The sequence below is a fragment of the Roseburia sp. 1XD42-69 genome (assembly GCF_003612565.1).
Lineage (GTDB): Bacteria > Bacillota > Clostridia > Lachnospirales > Lachnospiraceae > Roseburia_B.
This window is the reverse complement of the sequence record NZ_RAZG01000001.1, coordinates 1-20073: the sequence shown is the minus strand read 5'-3', so window position 1 is coordinate 20073 and position 20073 is coordinate 1. Positions and strand designations below refer to the sequence as shown.

22 protein-coding genes and 2 pseudogenes are annotated in these 20073 nt (G+C 42.3%); 19 read left to right on the top strand and 5 right to left on the bottom strand.

Annotated elements, in window-relative coordinates; genetic code table 11:
* Positions 1 to 93: 93 nt before the first annotated feature.
* The 11 genes and pseudogenes from D7Y06_RS00115 to D7Y06_RS26780 all read left to right on the top strand — a co-directional run bounded on the left by D7Y06_RS00115 (position 94) and on the right by D7Y06_RS26780 (position 11004).
* Positions 94 to 297 (top strand): cold-shock protein, encoded by a 204-nt coding sequence (locus tag D7Y06_RS00115; RefSeq protein WP_120405807.1) that lies wholly within the window; start codon positions 94 to 96, stop codon positions 295 to 297.
* Between the two features lie 112 nt (positions 298 to 409).
* Entirely contained in the window at positions 410 to 3334 is a 2925-nt protein-coding gene (locus D7Y06_RS00110; protein WP_120406038.1) for an insulinase family protein, read from the top strand.
* An 18-nt stretch (positions 3335 to 3352) separates the two neighbouring features.
* Entirely contained in the window at positions 3353 to 4261 is a 909-nt protein-coding gene (gene era, locus D7Y06_RS00105; RefSeq protein ID WP_120405806.1) for a GTPase Era, read from the top strand.
* 112 nt (positions 4262 to 4373) lie between these two features.
* Positions 4374 to 4568 (top strand): hypothetical protein, encoded by a 195-nt coding sequence (locus D7Y06_RS00100; RefSeq protein ID WP_120405805.1) that lies wholly within the window; start codon positions 4374 to 4376, stop codon positions 4566 to 4568.
* Positions 4507 to 5250: a DNA repair protein RecO gene (gene recO / locus D7Y06_RS00095; protein WP_120405804.1), complete on the top strand. Its 744-nt coding sequence runs from the start codon at positions 4507 to 4509 to the stop codon at positions 5248 to 5250. The genes D7Y06_RS00100 and recO overlap by 62 nt, the downstream gene beginning before the upstream one ends.
* 83 nt (positions 5251 to 5333) lie before the next feature.
* Complete coding sequence (locus D7Y06_RS00090; protein WP_120405803.1) at positions 5334 to 5945, top strand: hypothetical protein; 612 nt, start codon at positions 5334 to 5336, stop codon at positions 5943 to 5945.
* A 14-nt stretch (positions 5946 to 5959) separates the two neighbouring features.
* The gene (locus D7Y06_RS00085) at positions 5960 to 7357 is read left to right on the top strand and encodes a glycine--tRNA ligase (protein ID WP_120405802.1); all 1398 of its coding nucleotides are present in this window, start codon (positions 5960 to 5962) and stop codon (positions 7355 to 7357) included.
* Positions 7358 to 7573: 216 nt separating this feature from the next.
* Positions 7574 to 10207, top strand: coding sequence for a pyruvate, phosphate dikinase (gene ppdK / locus D7Y06_RS00080; protein ID WP_120405801.1), 2634 nt, complete (start codon positions 7574 to 7576; stop codon positions 10205 to 10207).
* A 138-nt stretch (positions 10208 to 10345) separates the two neighbouring features.
* The gene (locus D7Y06_RS26405; RefSeq protein WP_199714595.1) at positions 10346 to 10492 is read left to right on the top strand and encodes a hypothetical protein; all 147 of its coding nucleotides are present in this window, start codon (positions 10346 to 10348) and stop codon (positions 10490 to 10492) included.
* A gap of 10 nt (positions 10493 to 10502) precedes the next feature.
* Positions 10503 to 10676, top strand: a pseudogene (locus tag D7Y06_RS28480) (transposase domain-containing protein); the annotation flags it as partial.
* 178 nt (positions 10677 to 10854) lie between these two features.
* Positions 10855 to 11004, top strand: a complete 150-nt coding sequence (locus tag D7Y06_RS26780; RefSeq protein WP_243119032.1) for a hypothetical protein — start codon at positions 10855 to 10857, stop codon at positions 11002 to 11004.
* An 80-nt stretch (positions 11005 to 11084) separates the two neighbouring features.
* Here the strand turns inward: D7Y06_RS26780 and D7Y06_RS00065 are convergent, their stop codons facing one another.
* The 4 genes from D7Y06_RS00065 to D7Y06_RS00050 form a co-directional block, all read right to left on the bottom strand.
* The gene (locus D7Y06_RS00065; protein WP_120405800.1) at positions 11085 to 11699 is read right to left on the bottom strand and encodes a response regulator transcription factor; all 615 of its coding nucleotides are present in this window, start codon (positions 11697 to 11699) and stop codon (positions 11085 to 11087) included.
* Positions 11668 to 13233, bottom strand: a complete 1566-nt coding sequence (locus D7Y06_RS00060) for an ATP-binding protein (RefSeq protein ID WP_120405799.1) — start codon at positions 13231 to 13233, stop codon at positions 11668 to 11670. Before D7Y06_RS00060 ends, D7Y06_RS00065 begins: the two co-directional genes overlap by 32 nt.
* Positions 13234 to 13317: 84 nt before the next feature.
* Entirely contained in the window at positions 13318 to 15156 is a 1839-nt protein-coding gene (locus D7Y06_RS00055; RefSeq protein WP_330566329.1) for an ABC transporter permease, read from the bottom strand.
* A 178-nt stretch (positions 15157 to 15334) separates the two neighbouring features.
* The gene (locus D7Y06_RS00050; RefSeq protein WP_120405797.1) at positions 15335 to 16084 is read right to left on the bottom strand and encodes an ABC transporter ATP-binding protein; all 750 of its coding nucleotides are present in this window, start codon (positions 16082 to 16084) and stop codon (positions 15335 to 15337) included.
* Positions 16085 to 16339: 255 nt separating this feature from the next.
* Here D7Y06_RS00050 and D7Y06_RS00045 point away from each other — a divergent pair, with 255 nt between their 5' ends.
* The gene (locus D7Y06_RS00045) at positions 16340 to 16567 is read left to right on the top strand and encodes an HTH domain-containing protein (protein WP_120405796.1); all 228 of its coding nucleotides are present in this window, start codon (positions 16340 to 16342) and stop codon (positions 16565 to 16567) included.
* Positions 16477 to 16902, top strand: a complete 426-nt coding sequence (locus D7Y06_RS00040) for an Hsp20/alpha crystallin family protein (RefSeq protein ID WP_120405795.1) — start codon at positions 16477 to 16479, stop codon at positions 16900 to 16902. The genes D7Y06_RS00045 and D7Y06_RS00040 overlap by 91 nt, the downstream gene beginning before the upstream one ends.
* A 93-nt stretch (positions 16903 to 16995) precedes the next feature.
* On the opposite strand, the gene D7Y06_RS00035 is transcribed toward D7Y06_RS00040, so the two are convergent.
* Positions 16996 to 17874: a LysR family transcriptional regulator gene (locus D7Y06_RS00035; RefSeq protein ID WP_120405794.1), complete on the bottom strand. Its 879-nt coding sequence runs from the start codon at positions 17872 to 17874 to the stop codon at positions 16996 to 16998.
* Here D7Y06_RS00035 and D7Y06_RS27585 point away from each other — a divergent pair.
* From D7Y06_RS27585 to D7Y06_RS00005, 6 genes and pseudogenes are all read left to right on the top strand, one after another.
* A complete protein-coding gene (locus D7Y06_RS27585; RefSeq protein ID WP_256387202.1) occupies positions 17873 to 18124 on the top strand; it encodes a co-chaperone GroES in 252 nt (83 codons plus the stop codon). The two genes, D7Y06_RS00035 and D7Y06_RS27585, sit on opposite strands and share 2 nt — an antisense overlap.
* Before the next feature lie 56 nt (positions 18125 to 18180).
* Positions 18181 to 18309, top strand: a complete 129-nt coding sequence (locus D7Y06_RS00025; RefSeq protein WP_330566327.1) for a hypothetical protein — start codon at positions 18181 to 18183, stop codon at positions 18307 to 18309.
* A 96-nt stretch (positions 18310 to 18405) separates the two neighbouring features.
* Positions 18406 to 18711, top strand: a pseudogene (groEL, locus tag D7Y06_RS00020) (chaperonin GroEL); the annotation flags it as partial.
* On the top strand, positions 18668 to 19015 hold the full coding sequence (locus tag D7Y06_RS00015; RefSeq protein ID WP_120405792.1) for an HPr family phosphocarrier protein: 348 nt from the start codon (positions 18668 to 18670) through the stop codon (positions 19013 to 19015). The pseudogene groEL and the gene D7Y06_RS00015, both read left to right, overlap by 44 nt.
* 17 nt (positions 19016 to 19032) lie before the next feature.
* On the top strand, positions 19033 to 19476 hold the full coding sequence (locus tag D7Y06_RS00010) for a MarR family winged helix-turn-helix transcriptional regulator (protein WP_120405791.1): 444 nt from the start codon (positions 19033 to 19035) through the stop codon (positions 19474 to 19476).
* 147 nt (positions 19477 to 19623) lie between these two features.
* Positions 19624 to 20025, top strand: a complete 402-nt coding sequence (locus D7Y06_RS00005) for an IS110 family transposase (protein WP_120405790.1) — start codon at positions 19624 to 19626, stop codon at positions 20023 to 20025.
* Positions 20026 to 20073: the final 48 nt, after the last annotated feature.

Genomic DNA, 20073 nt, shown 5'->3' with positions numbered 1-20073 from the left:
TAGATCCACAAGTTGACAAATCCACCATAATATGCTAGTGTAATCTTTGTGGAATTTATTACACAGGTTATATTTTAGCAGGAGGAAAAAGTTATGCGGCAGGGAACTGTAAAATGGTTTAATGCAAAAAAAGGTTATGGATTTATTTCTGACGCAGAGGGAAATGACATTTTTGTTCATTTTTCTGCATTACAGATGGATGGATTCAAAGAATTGAAAGATGGGGAGTCTGTTGAATTCGAGGTAGTGGAAGGGGAAAAAGGTCCACAGGCAGCAAACGTGACACGTTTGGCTTAGAATCGTTGAAAAGAAACTCATTTCATAAATTTATAGAATTCGGAAATAATAACCAGAAAAGAGGGTGGATATCACCCTCTTTTGTAGTTGTGGATATATGGAGGAAAACAGGTTGAATTTAGAGAAATTAAAAGCATATGAACTGGTAGAGGAAAAAGACTTAAAGGATTTAAATTCCAAAGGATATCTTTTCCGGCACAAAAAAAGCGGGGCGAGAATCAGTGCCATATCCAATGATGATGAAAACAAAGTGTTCTATATTGGGTTCCGCACACCTCCGGCAGACAGCACCGGGGTAGCCCACATTGTGGAGCATACGGTGCTCTGCGGCTCTGACAAATTTCCTGCAAAAGACCCTTTTGTGGAGCTGGTAAAGGGCTCATTAAACACTTTTTTAAATGCCATGACTTATCCGGACAAAACTGTGTACCCTGTGGCAAGCTGTAACGACAAGGATTTCCAGAATTTAATGGATGTGTATATGGATGCCGTGCTCCATCCCAATATTTACAAGAGGGAGGAGATTTTCAAGCAGGAGGGCTGGCATTACGAACTTGAAAGTAAAGACGCCCCAGTAACGATTAACGGGGTGGTTTACAATGAAATGAAGGGGGCATTTTCCTCACCGGAGGGAGTGCTGGAGCGGGAGATTTTAAATTCTCTCTATCCGGACACATCCTACGGCAATGAGTCCGGGGGAGACCCACAGTTTATTCCTGATTTAACTTATCAGGACTATCTAGATTTCCACAGCCGGTATTATCATCCCTGCAATTCCTACATCTATCTCTACGGAAATGTGGATATAGAGGAAAAACTTTTGTGGCTGGATAAGGAGTATCTATCCAAATATGACGAAATTTCCATAGACTCCACCATAAAGCGCCAGGAAGGATTTGACGCCCCGGCATACGTGTCAAAGCATTATCCCGTGGCAAGCAATGAGCCTTTGGAGGATAACACATACCTTTCCTACAATCTGTCTATCGGAACCTCCACGGACAGGAAACTGTACCAGGCATTTGAAATTTTAGATTATGCCCTGTTAAATGCCCCGGCGGCGCCCTTGAAAAAGGCATTGATTCTTGCCGGCATCGGCAAGGATATTATGGGCTCCTTTGACAACGGGGTATATCAACCCATGTTTTCCATCATTGCCAAAAACGCCAACCTGAAAGATAAAGACAGATTTCTGGAAATTATTCAGTCGGTGTTAAGAGAGCAGGCAGAGGGCGGTTTAAATAAGAAATCCCTTCTGGCAGGGATTAACAGTGCGGAATTCCGGTATCGGGAATCCGACTTTGGCTCTTACCCCAAGGGGCTGATTTACGGCCTGCAGATGTTTGACAGCTGGCTGTATGATGACAGTATCCCCTTTATGCACTTAGAGGCAGGGGAAATCTTTCAGTTTTTAAGAAAACAGGTGGAAACAGACTATTTTGAAAAATTAATCCAGGATTATATGATTGACAATACCCATGCCTCTGTGGTTGTCATTGAGCCGGAGCGGGGGTTAAACGCAAGGAGCGAAGAAAAACTAACGGAAAAATTAAAATCTTATAAGGAAAGCTTAAGTGAGGATGAAATTGAAAAACTTATAAGAGATACCAAGCATTTAAAAGCATACCAGGAAGAGCCTTCCTCCAGGGAAGATATAGAGAAAATCCCCATGCTAAAGCGGGAGGATATGAAAAAGGAGGCCATGCCTTTTGTAAATGAGGAGAGGAACTGTGAAAACTTGCCGGTGCTTTACCACAATATTTTTTCTAACGGCATCCTTTATTTGAATTTCCTGTTTGATATCTGTTTTGTGTCCCAGGAAGATTTGCCCTACCTTGGAATTTTAAAGGCGGTTTTAGGCTATATGGATACAAAGCAGTACAGCTATGGAGATTTGGCGGATGAAATTAACTTAGAGACCGGGGGAATGTCAGCGTCCATCTCTGTATATCCCAGCATTGCAGATGACACATCCTACGAGGCCAAGTTTGAAGTGCGGACAAAAATGCTCAACGACAAGCTTCCCAAAGCCTTAGAGCTTTTGGAAGAAATTTTGTGCCATACAAAAATTTCAGATGAGAAACGGCTTTTAGAAATATTGTCAGAAGTAAAATCAAGACTTAAAATGAGTCTTTCCTCTGCCGGAAATTCCGTTTCCGCTATCCGTGCCATGTCCTATTTTTCAGAGACTTCCCTCTATAACGACATGACCATGGGGATTGACTTTTACCGTGTGGTGGCAATGTATGAGGAACATTTCCAGGAGAAAAAGGAAGAGTTGGTTTCCAAATTAGAAGATCTTTCAAAGCGTATCTTTACCAGGGAGGGACTGCTTTTAAGCCTTACCTGTGATGAGGAGGGATATGGAAAACTTCCGGGATGCCTAAAAAAATTAAAAGAAGCTTTGCCTTTGGGAGAAGGTGCGGAGAAAAAGGAGAAAGCACATCTTTCCTGCGAAAAGAAAAACGAAGGGTTTATGGATGCCTCCAAGGTACAGTATGTGTCCCGGGCAGGGGATTTTAAAAAGGCGGGATTTTCTTATACGGGGGCTCTTAAGATATTAAAAGTAATTTTAAGTTATGATTATCTCTGGAACAATATCAGGGTAAAAGGGGGAGCCTATGGATGCGGCAGCGGATTTGCCAGAAACGGCAACGTGTACTTTTCCTCCTACCGGGATCCCAATTTGAAAAATACCAATGAGGTATATGAAAAGATTCCCGAATATATCCGAAATTTCTCCGCAGACGAGCGGGATATGACAAAATATATCATCGGCACCATAAGCGGGATGGATACCCCTTTAAACCCAAATGCCAAGGGAGAGCGCTCCACCCTGGCCTATTTGTCCCATATTACCTTTGAGGATATCCAGACAGAGCGGGATCAGGTGATTTCGGCAAAAGAGGAAGACATTCGGAAACTTGCGGATTTGGTGGAGGCGGTTTTAGCCCAAGAGAATATCTGCGTCATTGGAAATGAGGAGAAGATAAAGGAAGAGCAGGAGTTGTTTTTGTCAACAAAAGATTTGTTTTAAAGAACAGGGAGTTTGTTTATGGAAGAAAATATGAAATCCGGATTTGTAACTATTATCGGCCGTCCCAATGTGGGAAAATCCACATTGATGAACCAGTTAATCGGGCAGAAAATTGCCATTACTTCCAAAAAGCCCCAGACTACAAGAAACAGGATCCAAACCGTATACACAGATAATTCACGGGGACAGATTGTGTTTTTGGATACGCCGGGCATCCACCAGGCAAAAAATAAGCTGGGGGAATATATGGTGCATGTGGCGGAAAACAGTCTGAGGGATGTGGATGTGATTTTATGGCTGGTAGAGCCCTCCAATTATGTGGGGGCCGGAGAGCAGCATATTGTAAAACAGCTAGAAAAAGCAAAACTTCCAGTAATTCTTATTATCAACAAAATTGATACGGTGGAGCGGGAAAAGATTCTTGAGTACATTGACACTTACCGGAAAATCTACGACTTTGACGAGATTATTCCGGTATCCGCCCTCAGGGGAACCAATCTTTCCGATGTCATTGACAGTATTTACAAATATCTTCCCTACGGGCCCATGTTTTATGATGAAGACACGGTGACAGACCAGCCCAAACGCCAGATTGTGGCGGAAATTATTCGGGAAAAGTCCCTCCACGCCTTAGAGGAGGAGGTGCCCCACGGCATTGCCGTTGTCATTGAGTCTATGAAGGACAGAAAAAAAGGAAATATGACGGATATCGAGGCTACCATTGTGTGTGAGCGGGAATCCCACAAGGGAATCATCATCGGAAAAGGCGGGGCGATGCTGAAAAAAATCGGCAGCAACGCCCGGTTTGAGATAGAGCGGCTTTTAGAGCGTAAAGTGAACTTAAAGCTCTGGGTGAAAGTGAAAAAAGACTGGCGTGACAGCGATTCCCTTATGAAAAACTTTGGTTACCGCAAAGAGGATGTGTGAATTTGCCGGATAATATATGGGGATAAAATCTGGCAAAATTTATCTGGTATGAATCTGCCCGGGAAGGAAACCCTAAGTATGTAAACTATAAGGGATAAAGGATGTGGCAGAGATGGAAGATGCATGGAAAAATTTTGAGACAAGCGGAAAAGTTACAGATTATCTTTTTTACCGGAATACTGTAAAGGAGTCAGGGACAAAAGGGTTTTCCGGTGAGGAGGAAACCGAAAAAAGGATGGATAGGTATGGGGCAGAATATCGTTTTGACGGGGATGATTTTAAATGTAATGCCCATTGGGGAGTATGACAGACGGATTACCATATTGACAAAAGAAAGAGGGAAGATTACAGCCTTTGCCAGGGGGGCCAGGCGGCCCACAAGCCAGCTTTTAGCTGCAACCAGCCCTTTTTCCTTTGGGGAGTTTGAATTTTTTGAAGGGCGCAGTACATACAATCTTATGCGGGCCAGCATACAAAACTATTTCAGGGACTTGTCCTTAGAGCCTGCCGCAGCGTGCTACGGCTTTTATTTTCTGGAAATCGCAGATTATTACGCCCAGGAGAACAACGACGAAAAAGAATTGTTAAAGTTATTGTACCAGACCATGCGGGCCTTAGAGAGCAGCGCATTAGACAACCGTCTGGTACAGCGGATATTTGAACTAAAGGCACTTCAGATTGAGGGGGAAGTGCCCAATTTTTTTTCCTGCCAATCCTGTGGGAAAAAAGAAAACCTGATTTATTTTTCCGCTAAACGCCAGGGAATGGTCTGCAGTGCCTGCCGTCAAAAGGCTGAGGAACTCCCTGTGGGCGAGTCTGCCCTATATACCATGCAGTATATCCTGTCTGTAGAAATCGGAAAACTCTATACTTTTGCGGTGTCGGAAGAAGTGCTCCATACCCTGGAAATGTTGTTAAGCCGCTATTTTTCAATATATATTTCCCATAAGTTTAAGTCCTTAGATATTTTAAAGACAATTCAGGGTTAGCTTTGGGACTTTACATATCTGGAAAATAATTGTATAATAAATGCCATTAGCGACAAGAAAGCAGAAAGCCAAGGAGGCAGAGTATGAAAAGATATTTATGTATGGGATTGGTGTTTCTTCTTGCAGTTTCTTTGTTTGCAGGGTGCGGCGGCAGGCTGAATGTGGACCGGAGCACTGTCTATGTGCAGAAAAAGGGAACGGTACTTAGCGCAGATGTGATACAGTTTGACAAAGCACATTATGATGAAACGGAACTAGAAGAAGGAATAAAAAGCCAGGTGGAGGAATATTGCAGCGAGGCGGGAGATAAGGTATCCATGGAGTCTTTTGCCGTGAAAGACGGAGTGGCAAAACTGAATTTGAAATTTGATACTTTTGAGGATTACCAGAATTTTATCCAGATTGAACTTTACAGCGGGAACATAGTAAAGGCAAGGGCCGAAGGGTATGATTTTGACGCAGAGTTTTTCTCCGTTTCCGACGGGGAGAAGAAAAGCGTTTCCACAGAGGAAGTCCTAGAGGCAGACGATAATAAAGTTGTGATTATCAAGGCAAATGTGGATGTGAAAGTGGACGGGACAATTCTTTATGTTTCCGGGGAAAACACTTCGGTAAAAGGCAAGGACACTGCGTCTATTGCCGGTGACGAGGAGCGCAGTGAGGAAGCGGATGTAACGTATATTATATACAAGTAGACAGGGAGGATTTTATGGAAAAATCAATGGAGAAAATTGTGGCCTTGGCAAAGGCAAGAGGATTTGTGTATCCGGGTTCAGAGATATACGGCGGGCTGGCCAATACCTGGGATTACGGGAATTTAGGGGTGGAGCTTAAAAATAACGTAAAGCGGGCCTGGTGGCAGAAATTTATCCAGGAAAACCCTTACAATGTAGGGGTGGACTGTGCGATTTTAATGAATCCCCAGACATGGGTGGCCTCCGGTCACCTGGGAGGTTTTTCCGACCCCTTAATGGACTGTAAGGAGTGCCATGAGCGTTTCCGTGCAGACAAACTGATTGAGGATTTTGCAGAGGAAAATAAAATAGAGTTAAGCGGCACTGTGGACGGCTGGTCCCAGGAAGATATGGTGAAATTTATTGAAGAACATAAGATTCCCTGCCCAACCTGCGGGAAACATAATTTTACGGATATTCGTCAGTTTAACCTGATGTTTAAAACATTCCAGGGGGTGACGGAGGATGCAAAAAATACGGTTTACCTTCGACCGGAGACAGCCCAGGGTATTTTCGTAAACTTTAAAAATGTCCAGAGGACTTCCAGGAAAAAGATTCCCTTTGGCATCGGCCAGATTGGAAAATCTTTCCGAAACGAGATTACCCCGGGGAACTTTACTTTCCGGACTAGGGAATTTGAGCAGATGGAGCTGGAGTTTTTCTGTGAGCCGGGTACGGACCTGGAGTGGTTTCAGTACTGGAGAGGATTCTGCCGTGACTGGCTTCTTAACCTTGGCATGAAAGAGGAGGAGATGCGCCTTAGGGATCATTCTCCCGAGGAATTATGTTTTTATTCCAAAGGCACCACGGATATTGAATTTTTATTCCCCTTTGGCTGGGGAGAACTGTGGGGCATTGCAGACCGCACCGATTATGATTTAAACCAGCACCAGGAGACTTCCGGCCAGGACATGAGTTATTTTGACGACGAGAAAAAGGAAAAATACATCCCCTATGTGATTGAGCCTTCATTGGGAGCAGACAGGGTTGTCTTGGCATTCTTATGCTCCGCCTATGACGAGGAGAATATAGGCACGGAGGAAAAACCGGATATGAGGACGGTTCTTCACTTCCACCCGGCTTTGGCCCCGGTAAAAATCGGCGTGCTCCCCCTGTCAAAGAAACTAAGCGAGGGAGCTCAAAAAGTATTTGCAAAGCTCTCTAAAAAATACAACTGTGAATTTGACGACAGGGGAAATATTGGAAAGCGTTACAGAAGGCAGGATGAGATTGGTACGCCGTTTTGCGTGACATATGATTTTGACTCTGAGGAAGATATGGCCGTTACGGTGAGAGACCGTGACACCATGGAGCAGGAGCGCATAAAAATTGAGGAACTGGACGCTTACTTTGCAGAGAAATTTGAGTGGTAGAAGTTCAACTGTAAGAAAAATGGATCACCGGACGGATAAAGTTTACGATATGCGGCTGGAGGTCCATTTTGTACAATATTTTGGAAATAAAACAAAAAATTGGTTGATTTCAGGGAAAATTGTGGTAAGATAATTATGTGCGTTTATTACGCTGCAGGAAATGAAATGCCGCGGAAAATCCGCTGGTCATAAGTATTAAATTTAGGAGGAATAGAAATGGCAAACAAATGGGTCTACCTCTTCAGTGAGGGAAATGCAAACATGCGTGAACTTCTGGGAGGAAAAGGAGCAAACTTAGCAGAGATGACAAGTTTAGGTCTTCCGGTGCCTCAGGGCTTTACAATCACAACAGAAGCCTGCACCCAGTACTATGAGGACGGCAGGGAGATTAACGCTGAGATTCAGGGACAGATTAACGAGTATATTGTAAAAATGGAGGAGATTACCGGAAAGAAATTTGGTGACAAAGAGAATCCATTATTAGTATCTGTCCGTTCCGGAGCAAGGGCTTCCATGCCTGGTATGATGGATACCATCTTAAACCTGGGTCTTAATGAGACCGTTGTAAACGTAATTGCGGACAAATCCGGCAATCCCCGTTGGGCTTGGGACTGCTACAGAAGATTTATTCAGATGTACTCTGACGTAGTTATGGAAGTAGGTAAGAAATATTTTGAGGAATTAATCGATAAAATGAAAGCGGCAAAAGGCGTAACCTATGACGTTGACCTTACCGCTGACGATTTGAAAGAGCTTGCATCCCAGTTCAAGGCTGAATACAAGGCAAAAATCGGACAGGACTTCCCGGATGACCCCAAGGAGCAGTTAATGGGAGCAATCAAAGCCGTATTCCGTTCCTGGGACAACCCACGTGCCAATGTTTACCGTCGTGACAACGATATTCCTTATTCCTGGGGAACTGCTGTAAACGTACAGTCTATGGCATTTGGAAATATGGGAGACGACTGCGGAACAGGTGTTGCGTTTACCCGTGACCCGGCTACAGGTGAGAAAAAACTTATGGGCGAGTTCCTTGTAAATGCTCAGGGTGAGGACGTGGTTGCCGGAGTTCGTACACCAATGCCCATCGCAAAAATGGAGCAGGAGTTCCCGGAAGCTTACAAACAGTTTACCAATGTATGCCAGACTCTGGAGAAACATTACAGAGATATGCAGGATATGGAGTTTACTGTTGAGAATAAAAAACTTTACATGTTACAGACACGTAACGGTAAGAGAACAGCACAGGCAGCATTAAAGATTGCCTGCGATTTAGTGGACGAGGGCATGAGAACAGAGGAAGAGGCTGTTGCCATGATTGATCCCCGTAACTTAGATACATTACTTCATCCCCAGTTTGACACTGCAGCACTTAAGGCTGCAACACCTGTAGGAAAAGGTCTTGGAGCATCTCCGGGAGCTGCCTGCGGTAAAATCGTGTTCTCCGCAGAGGACGCTGAAAGCTGGGCATCAAAGGGAGAGAAAGTCGTACTGGTACGTCTTGAGACTTCACCGGAAGATATCACAGGTATGAAAGTATCCCAGGGTATCTTAACAGTCCGCGGCGGTATGACAAGCCATGCAGCCGTAGTTGCCCGTGGTATGGGAACCTGCTGTGTATCCGGATGCGGCGACATTGCTATGGATGAAGAGAATAAGAAGTTTACTTTAGCAGGAAAAGAGTATCATGAAGGAGATCCAATCTCCATTGACGGTACTACAGGTAACATCTATGACGGTCTGATTCCTACCGTAGATGCAACCATCGCAGGTGAGTTCGGAAGAATTATGGCATGGGCTGACAAATATAGAACTCTGAAAGTCCGCACCAATGCAGATACTCCTGCAGACGCTAAGAAAGCAAGAGAGCTTGGGGCAGAGGGAATCGGCCTTTGCCGTACAGAGCATATGTTCTTCGAGGAAGACAGAATTGCTGCATTCCGGGAGATGATCTGCTCTGACACAGTAGAGGAGAGAGAAGCAGCCCTTGAGAAAATCCTTCCTTACCAGCAGGGAGATTTCAAGGCATTATACGAAGCTTTGGAGGGAAATCCTGTTACCATCCGTTTCTTAGATCCGCCTCTTCATGAGTTTGTACCTACAGAGGAAGCTGATATTGAGAAACTTGCACAGTCCCAGGGCAAATCCGTTGAGGATATCAAGACATTAATTGCATCTCTTCATGAGTTTAACCCCATGATGGGACACAGAGGATGCCGTCTTGCAGTTACCTATCCGGAAATTGCAAAGATGCAGACAAAAGCTGTGATCCGCGCTGCAATCGAAGTGCAGAAAGCACATTCCGACTGGAATGTAAAACCTGAGATTATGATTCCTCTTGTTGGAGACATCAAAGAGCTGAAATATGTGAAGAAAGTGGTTGTTGAGACAGCAGATGCTGAAATCGCAGCAGCAGGAGTAAAATTAGAGTATGAAGTAGGTACTATGATTGAGATCCCCCGTGCAGCCCTTACAGCAGACGAAATTGCAAAAGAAGCTGACTTCTTCTGCTTCGGAACAAATGATTTGACACAGATGACATTCGGTTTCTCCCGTGATGATGCAGGCAAGTTCTTAGATGCTTACTATGACGCTAAGATTTTCGAGAACGATCCCTTTGCAAAACTTGACCAGACTGGCGTAGGTAAACTTATGGAGACAGCCATCAAGTTAGGAAAGCCGGTAAATCCCAACCTTCACATTGGTATCTGCGGCGAGCACGGCGGAGATCCGTCTTCCGTAGAGTTCTGTCATAAGATTGGTTTGAATTATGTATCCTGCTCACCGTTCAGGGTGCCGATTGCAAGATTGGCAGCAGCACAGGCGGCGATTGCCAATGTAGGAAAATAGAGGAACGCAAATATTTTTACTTCACAACGCTTGTTGTTACAAGGAAAGATGTGCAGGAGTACATGAAACATCATTCCGAGTATACAAAGGCGAACCGATTTAAAGATTGCCGGAAGAAAGCAGGAAGCGGTTTGAGGAATGGAACATGATGATTTCCGCCATGAGGATATGACAAAATATGCAAGGTTTGAACAGGGTTTTAGGTTTGGCGCAATGCTTACGTCTGAAATTTATTCGGGGAGTGGGGCAGATAAGCGCATGGAAAGAACAGGACAGGGCATATGACGAACTGTATGCCAGTGCTGTAGTCTATACCATGGTTGAGATAGCAAAAGCACATGATCTGAACATTTACGGATATCTGAAATTTCTTCTAGAGCATCGGCCAGCGAAAGAGATGACAGACGATCAGCTCGCAGAGCTTGCACCTTGGAGCGAAAAACTCCAATCGATCAAAAATCACATGTGAATTATAGTGAATTGCTCCAACTCGCAAAGGGTTGGGGTGATTTTTATATCTGACTGCATTATTATTTGGCGCTTACGAAGAAACGAGGTAAATCAATATGGAAAAACAGGTTTATATCACAGAGGAAGAACGGGCAAAATGAAAAAAGGTGGCTGAAGCGTTTACGGAGTTATACGAAATGGCGGACATTGTAGTGGTTGATGTCGGCAGATACGGTTTTGTGATGCTGAAATACTATATGCCGCCGCATGGTTTTGAGGGAGATGAAACTTATACGGACAGCAGGGATAGACCTGTAAAAGAATGTTTTTATAAAAGAAATGGATAAAGAGATGGATTCCGTAGGCGCAGCCAGTTATGCACATTTCCATGATGCAGCTTTTGATGATTTGCTTATTTGATGAGAAATTAACAAATCGGCGGGAGGTATCCTAATTGAATCGCCTTGGTTACAGCTTCGACAGAGGAGGAAACATCAAGTTTTTCAAATATATGCTGTAAATGATTGGAGAGGGTACGCTCGCTGATATAAAGCGTGCCTGCAATCTCTTTCCGCTTTCTGCCGTTAGCTATAAGCTGCAAAATCTGTTTTTCACAGTTAGTTAATTCTTCTAAAAATGGAACTGAACCGTTGAAGATAAACTTTCCCTGCATGATCTGTGAAAGAAAAGCTATCAGCATTTCCGGTTCTGTATTTTTGTTGATAAATCCTTTGGCCCCGATTTTTTTAGCTTCGTTGCGGTATACTGGAAGATCGTATCCGGACAGAATAACAATTTTCTGCTCCGGATGACGGTGTAATATCTGCTTTGCCAATTCCAGACCATCTTCAGATGTTATATTTCTTAAATTGATATCCATGAGCAGGATGTCCGGGGCATCTTCTTCAATGAATTTATCCAATAGGGAAATATCATTGATACTTTTAAAGGATTTTATTTCCGGGTAGTCTGATAATACAATTTCCAGACTTTTGGAAAATAGAACGTGGTCATCGACTAATAAAATATTGATAAGAAGCATCTCCTTTCATTGGCAAGTTGATACAGACGCAGATTCCATGTGGGAAATTTGGGGTTATACTTACAGTGCCGTCCATGCTTTGCACACGGTCAGTGCTTAATGCAAGACCTCTGTGTTTTGATGAGTCTGCATAGGTGAGGCTGCCGGTATCAGCACTTCCATTATCCTTTACGCATAATACTATTATTCCATTATCCTGTGTAAGCGTTATCCATGCTTTATCTCCCGTAGAGTGTTTGTAAACATTCGTGACGAGTTCTTTCAAAAGCCGATATATGAAAATATCATATGGCGGAACTAAAAATAAAGAGTCGGAACAGTTAAAAACAATGCTGACATGGCGTTCAGGAAACGACTGTGCAATATATGCAAGCAAATTTTGATAATTCTCTTTTATAGTAAGTTTTGACAGTAATACGGGATGATAATTCTGCATCTGCTCACGGATATAGATATTCATACTATCAAGAGTTTCTGTGATTATTTTCTGTATATCAGGTCTTGCTGATTTATGCATCATATTTTTTATGGAAAGCAGGTCTTGAAGTATATTGTCATGAAGAAAGTTTGAAAATTCAAGATTTATCTGCTCTTCCTGCTGTAACTGTGCTAATGCAGCTTTGTATTTGCTTTCCATAACCATGTTGCCTCCTCCCTGCCTTAAATTAAAATCCAGTATGATATTACAGACATAGATAAACACAAACATGGCGTCTAACATAAGAAGGAAAGATAACCAGCCAATACCTAAAGTCATTGTAATCAGGCCACAAATGATAACACCGAAAAGCAGGATCAACATTAACTGGAATCTGCTAAATATGGCTGACAATGGAAAACTGCGATGTTCTTTCAGTATAATACCATGAATACTCATGGAGAACAGCAGGACAGGGATATACACTCCAAAGTTTGAAAGATTTCCTTTTATTCCCGTTGTGGTAAGACAGTATGCAATGAAAAAAATGATTATTACCACAAGGGAGAATAGAATGGACTTCCATTCTGCTTTAAGGACAAAAGCAGTTCTTTTTCTATGGTAAGCGACAACAAAAACGAAGCAAAGCCAGCTTACCAAAAACTGGATGCCATACAATAATGCAAACACATTGTCTGATATTAAAATGCCAATTAGGGAGCAGATACAGGTTCCAGTCAGGCAGAAGATTGTTGCTTTTTTGAATTTATATCCGCTCCCCTGAAATAGAAACATGAGTATGAAATTTATGAAGATGTACCATATAACCGGACTTAAGGCATAAAAAACAATATCTGCTATAGCGTTGTCCGAAACGGAAAGGAGCATATACCAACCGTCTAATGCCAGCAGACCGCAAAACAAGGAGATAGCTTTATTATCTCTGATGTTGCAGGAGCTTACATAAGTAGCGTCTATCAGCATCAATGATGACAGGAATAATGATACGATTTTGCTGATGATGCACGGCATCTGAATATTTATTTCCAATCCCATATATATTATAAGCAGAGTGGAGTTTATAAAAAGCAAAAGCTTAAAGATAATACGCTTCATAATTATTGCCCCCTTATCCATGCCTAAATTATATCATTTATCTGTGTGCATACAACTAAATTTTTCACATGATTCCGATAGTCTTTATTTTTCCAAAACCATTTTACAGCAGGTATGGACAGTCATACAGTAATAAATCAGATAAATGATCAGTGTTAGCGCAATAGCCAATATTGTAGGAGCGTATAAAACAAGACTGTTCGCCAGAAGGTTCTGCATAAGTGCTGTTTTGTATACTAATGTGGCAAAGATACAGTCTGCTAGTCCGAACAGGAACGGAATGCTAAAAAATGTGATTACCTGTTTCCTGATAATTTTTTTTATCTTCCTGTTCGTATATCCCATTTTTGTAAGGATATCGTAATCGGATTTTGAATCGGCTATCGCCGAAATGTTATTAAAATACAGGATGCTTCCTGTTGCTATAAAGAATAATACCACAAGAAAGCCTATCAACAGGAAAGTAGAACTGTTCAGGGAAACCACTTCGTGTATTCTGTGGGAATTGCCCTGCAGGTAAGGAATTTTATCCAAATATACAGATAAAGCCTGAAACAGATCCTCGTTACCTGTTATGGAATTTCCATTTATACTTAAGACTTTTGTTTCGGGAGCAGCATGTTCAGATATCATTTTGTATAAACTGTCACTTACAATTAAAGTACCAACACTGTTCGCAAATGAAATAGGATTATCTAATGTGGTCATAGTCACAGTGACAGGTATTTCAGTATTGTTTATGAGCAGTGGATAAGTGCTGCCTGCTTCGTCCTTGCCGGAAGCCGGCTGGTATCTTACAAAAATACACTCATTGTTGTTTAGTGTTGTAAATTGTTCCAAAGCCTTTTGCCGCCCTTGCGCTTTCAGAATGGCGGTATAGTCAGAATATGAGATACATTCAAAACCTGCATTCCGAAGAATTTTTTCGTTGTCAGCATCTCCCTTGGAAGTCCCGACACTATATTCCATGGGAAGCTGTCTGGCAGTAGAAGTAACTTTATAAATATCGGTCTGTAGGAATGTAATATCATCTCCGGATGAATAGTTGTTCACTATCTCCATGATTGCGGACAGATCGCTCTCCTTTTCAATACGGCATTCGATTTCTGACGGCGCAATGCGGGATATTGCTGCAATCGGATAATACAGGGTGAGAGCCATAATGCTTGAAACAGTCAGAGTTGCGGCTGACAGCAATGTGAGCATGATCAGCGTTTTTGAATTGGAGCGCATCCGGTATATAAAACCTGGTGAAGTAATGATTCTTGTTTCTGTATAAAATTTCTTCTTATTTTTTTTGCCAGTCTGTACCGCATAAGGGAGAAATGATGCAATAAAAAGCACTGTTCCCAAAAGAATGAGTGTAAATGTAAGCATTCCAACAGCATAAAACCCGACTGAAAACCAGACAGATTTTTCGCCCTGTAAGATGTCAAGGGCAATACAGTATCCCAAAATGACAAATAGAAACCCGATTATGGAAGGAACGGCATGGAACTTTGTCTGCTTTTCCGCACTTTTTTCAAACCGCACTAAATCCATAAGGGAAGATTTAAAAAGAAATCTGTTGTTGGACAGCGATAATATGATAATAATGGCAAAAACAAAACATGCCGTCTTTACCAAGGCATTTAGGTTAAAAAACGGTATTTCTGAATTGTTGACTGTCAAATTCAATAATTTTGTAATGCCAAACACAATGCCTTTATGAAACAGACCACCCAAAAGGATTCCGATTACGAAAGCCCCGAAACAGGAGAGCAGATTTTCTGCTGTAAGCAAGGACAGTATTGTGGATTTCCGATATCCTAATAAAGCATAAATACCTAATTCCTTTGTGCGTCGGCGCAGGAAGAAACGGTTTGAATATGACATATAAAAAATAACGAATGCCATAAGGAATATAGAAATCGTGTTGCACATGGTTTCTACCCGCCCATCGCCTGATATTTTTTCAAGCATGATTTTATTCATGGAAAACGAAGTGAATGCAAAAAAAATAGTAATCACAAAGGAAATGGATAATAAATATAGGGCATAAAAGGAAAAATTATTTTTTAGGTTCTTAAGTGCCATAGATAAATGGTTCATGGGTACTTCCCTACCTTTCTGTGTCTAATTTTGCTATTTCATGTGCAATGGATTCATAGAATGCACGCCTGCCAGCATTTTGTTTCAATAATTCCTGAATGATACAGCCGTCTTTAAAAATCAGGATGCGGTCGGCAAAACTTGCAGCATAAGCATCATGAGTGACCATTAGTATCGTAGTATGGAAACTTTCGTTTGATTCCTTTAAAGTGTTCAGCAAATCTGTTGCGGAACTTGAATCCAATGCCCCAGTCGGTTCGTCTGCAAATAAAATGCTTGGACGTTTCACAATAGCCCTTAGAGCAGAAGCACGCTGCCTTTGCCCGCCTGAAAGCTCACTTGGATATTTATCTAACTGTGCGTCAATGCCAAATGCTTCTGCCAGGCTCCGTATCATGTTTTCTATTTTTTTCGGTGGGAGTTTCTGTAAAGTCAGCGGAACAGCGATATTTTCAAAAATAGTGAGGCTGTCTAACAGCAGGTACTCTTGGAAAATGAATCCCAGATTATCCCTGCGAAAATCCGCTGCATTGGAACCGGTCAGATTTTTAAGATTGACACCGTTTATTAGGATATCACCGCTTGTGGGTGTATCAATCGTAGAAAGAACATTAAGCAATGTGGTCTTTCCTGATCCGGAAGCCCCCATAATGGCGATAAATTCGCCGTCCGTTACGCTGAACGATACTTTATTAAGGCTTGGATGCTGAGATTTTGCATAAATTTTAGTTACGTTTTTCGCTTCCAATAATGTAGCCATTTCTTTTATTCTCCTTTGCTTTTTTGATAACAGTATTGTAATTTGGGTGCTGTAAAAAAGAATGAGTAAATCACGCAAAAATCTGTGTGATTTACTCATTCTTTTTAAAAAGCAGGGTGGTAATCTGTTTTCTGTATTTGTAATAGCTGTTTCGCTGTTATATAGAAAACAGAAAGGGTTAATGAACAATAAATGTGCTTTTAGGGCTGGCAATCCTGAGCGGTTTTCAAACAGCCGCCGGGAGGGGGAATAGGCATGGACACGGCACATAGGAGAATGGAAATCATCAGCATTTTATCTGTCAAAGGGCATATAACGTCAAGGGAGCTTACGTGGGAATTAGGCGTTACGATACGCACGATACACCATGATATTTTCGCATTGACTTTTGATTGCCAAGTATTTTCGGAGAAAGTTTGCTGGATGAGTTTTTTGACCATCCGCACCAGAGAACCCATTACCAATCCCATGTGTCCGAGATGATGAGGACTGATATTAAAGATTTGGGAAATGCTTATGAAATGACCATGAATCTTCCTGGCATTAAGAAAGAGAATGTAAAGGCAGAGCTGAAAGATGGATACCTGACAATCAGTGTCTCATCCGCTTCCCAAAATGAAGAGAAGGACAGCAACGGAGTATACATCAGGCGGGAGCGCTATGCTGGTACCTGCAGCAGGAGTTTCTATGTAGGGGAAGATGTAAAGCAGGAAGATATTAAGGCACGTTTTGAGGATGGCACTTTGAAACTGCAGGTTCCGAAGAACATGAAGGAAGCAGTCCCTGAAAAATCCAATGATATCGCAATCGAAGGGTGATGGGATGTACGACAGATAAACAGACATTTTGTATATCAAATAAAAAGCGATATGGATGCTTTCTGGTATCCATATCGCTTTTTGCTGTGAAAGTTAATGGTGAGATGTGTTCGTTACAATAGAAATAAATTTTTTTAGCAAAGGACTTTGTGAACTTTTTTTATAAAAAAGACCATAGGATAATGGCTCGCTGTTTTTTAGAGGGACTGAACAGATATCCGAATTTATAAAATTCATCTGTGGAAGTACAGAACAGCCATACCCTGCCCTGACAAGAGTAAGAAGCACCTGCAGGTTTTCACATACATAAGTGGATTCAGGCAGGATATGCTGTGAAATCTGGTTCTGCATTTCTGCGACTTTGGCAGGAATTGCATAGGAATTGCAGACAACAATATTCTCCAGATACAATTCCTCTTTTGCAAGCTCAGATCTGGCCGCATAAGGATGTGCGGCAGGAACAATACAGCACAGTGGTATCCGGAATAACTCTTTATAGATTGTATCATTCTTTATGGGAATATCATTCTGGAAACCAAATAGCAGATCCAGCTCATCCTGGTAGAAAAGATTCAGGATGGATCTGTGAGGGATTACTTTCAGGAATGGATAAAGCTTCGGCATTTGGTCTCTGCAGGATTTCAGTATCCTGCAGAGCAGATCCAGATTGGCCTCGTTCTGGCATCCGATGGTTAGAACCTGCATATTTGTACTTTGGCAGCGTTGCAGTTTCTGCTCGGCAATTTTCAGTCTTCCCATAATATGTTTTGCATCTTCCAGAAAACTGATTCCAGCAGGGGTAAGGGTAACTGTCCTGGTGGTGCGGTGAAGAAGTTTTGTCCCCAGTTCATCTTCCAGCGAATGAATCTGCCGGGAAACGGCAGACTGGGTAATATTTAAAATTTCAGCGGCTCTTGCAAAGTTCAGGTTTTCAGCAACCTGGATAAAGCTCTTTAACTGGTCTGTATTCATGGGTTTCACCTCCATTATTGCGTTTTTGTCATTGATAATACCATATTTTCACTTCACTTTCAAGAGCGAGTGTGGTTTAATATGTATTGCAAAGGTTAGCACTCAAAAAAACGAAGGAAAAGATGTGCAGATGCAGGTTAAGAAAGGGGATCATGTGATCTTTTCCAAATATGCTGGGACAGAGGTAAAAGTTGAGGAAGAAGAGTACATTATTGTTTCCCCAAAAGACATTATTGCGGTTGTAGAATAGCAGGCAAAAGGAAGGACAAATCTGCAGGGGCTAATCCCATCATTCTACGCAAAGGGATGAAAAAAGCAAAAGAGACGGCTGTACGTGCGATTGAGGATATAAGCAGGCCGGTTACCGGAAGAGAGCAGATTGCAAAAGTGGCAGCCATTTCCGCAGGGAATGAAGAAGTAGGAGAAATTAAATAAGCCGCGGGGAACCTTAAAGGCAGCTGCGGTAAAAGCGCCTGGATATGGCGACAGCCGAAAAGAAATTGAGGACAGGGTTCGGACGCTTCGCAGCCAGGCGGCGGATCAGCCTATATCCACGCACGGAAAAAAGTGGATGAGACAGCGAAAGGACTGGAAGGCGCTGTCGTTGTGAATAAAGTGCAGGAAAAAGAGGCAGGAACAGGATTTGACGCTGTGAAAGAAGAGTATGTGGATATGCTGAAAGAGGGCATTATCGATCTGGTAAAGGTAACAAAGAGTGCTTTGGAAAACGCAGTAAGGATTTCTGCTATCCTGCTTACGACTGAAGCGTTGGTAGCAGACATCAAGGAGAAAAATGCGGCGGTGCTTGCAGCAGGCGGTGCAGACATGGATTATTAAAATGTATATGGGGCAGGGCGGAAAAACTGTCCTGTCTTATAAAAAGGATGGAAGGGGGAGTGAAATGAAGATTTATTCTATTGAAATTCCTTCAGCTGATAAACTGAGAGAATTGGTTCATATTGTGAATCAGTTCCCTTGTGATGTAAATTTGAAAAACGGGCTTGGCTGTATAGACTGTAAAAGCCTGTTAGGAGTTTTACAAATGGGGTGTTTCCGCAATATGACACTTGAAGTGATTGGAGAGGATACAGACTGTGGAGCATTGGAAAATGAACTGGCTGCCTTTTTCCTATCAGTTTAAAGGAAGTGACGTGACTTATGGATGGAAAACAGTGTGCCAGTTCTGTTCTGGGGCTGGCCAACCAGATAAAAAGAGTTTTTGATACGACAACGGGACGATGCGGTACGCAGATACGGATTTTAAATTTTGTCCTGGTGTCATATCCAGACAGGAAAATTTATCAGAAGGATATAGAGGAGGAACTGAACATAAGAAGTGCATCTGTTTCTACGCTTTTGAAGATAATGGAGGCGCAGGACTTTATCCGCAGGGAAAAGGTTTCCTATGATGACCGTTTGAAAAGAATACTGCCAACCAGCCATACAGTGGAGATGAAGGAACAGGTTGAGCGGCATATTACCCTGCTGGAAAAAAGACTGACGGCAGGCATTGAGGAAAAAGAACGAAAGGTTTTCTCTGATGTGCTGAAAAAAATGCAGGAAAATATGGAATTAACGGAAAAGGGAGACAGATACGGGTAGGATTTTGTTCTAATGTTCATCATGTGTTTTGAGTTAGGACAATATGAAGTGACCCCACATTTGTAGCAACGTGGATTTACCTGTATACTAGAGTTTGTTAAGAACAATGGTAACAGGGATTACCGCATACAAAAGGAGGCCACTTACATGAAAAGAATACTACGAATTGGAATGGATGTCCATAGCACAAACTACACTTTATGCGCCATTGAGCCAAGATTTGACGGAGACGACATTATTTACGCAAATGTCAAGGTAACGCCTGACCCGGACAATATCGTGCAGTTCATTGAAAACTTAAAGAAAAAGATAAAAGAAGAATGTGATATTCTCTGCGGTTATGAGGCGGGCTGTCTGGGATTCTCTTTATATCATGAATTAGTCAAAAAGGAAATCCGCTGTGTAATTCTTGCCCCGACAACTATGATGACCCAGCAGGGAAAGCGGATCAAAACAGATAAACGCGACGCATTGATGATTGCGCAATGCCTTGCCTATGGCGGTTACCATGCGGTACACATTCCGAGAGCGGTCTCGGAAACTCAATAGAGAATAGACAGGAAAGGGTTGATTTTCAGAAATGAGTGGAATAAGGGA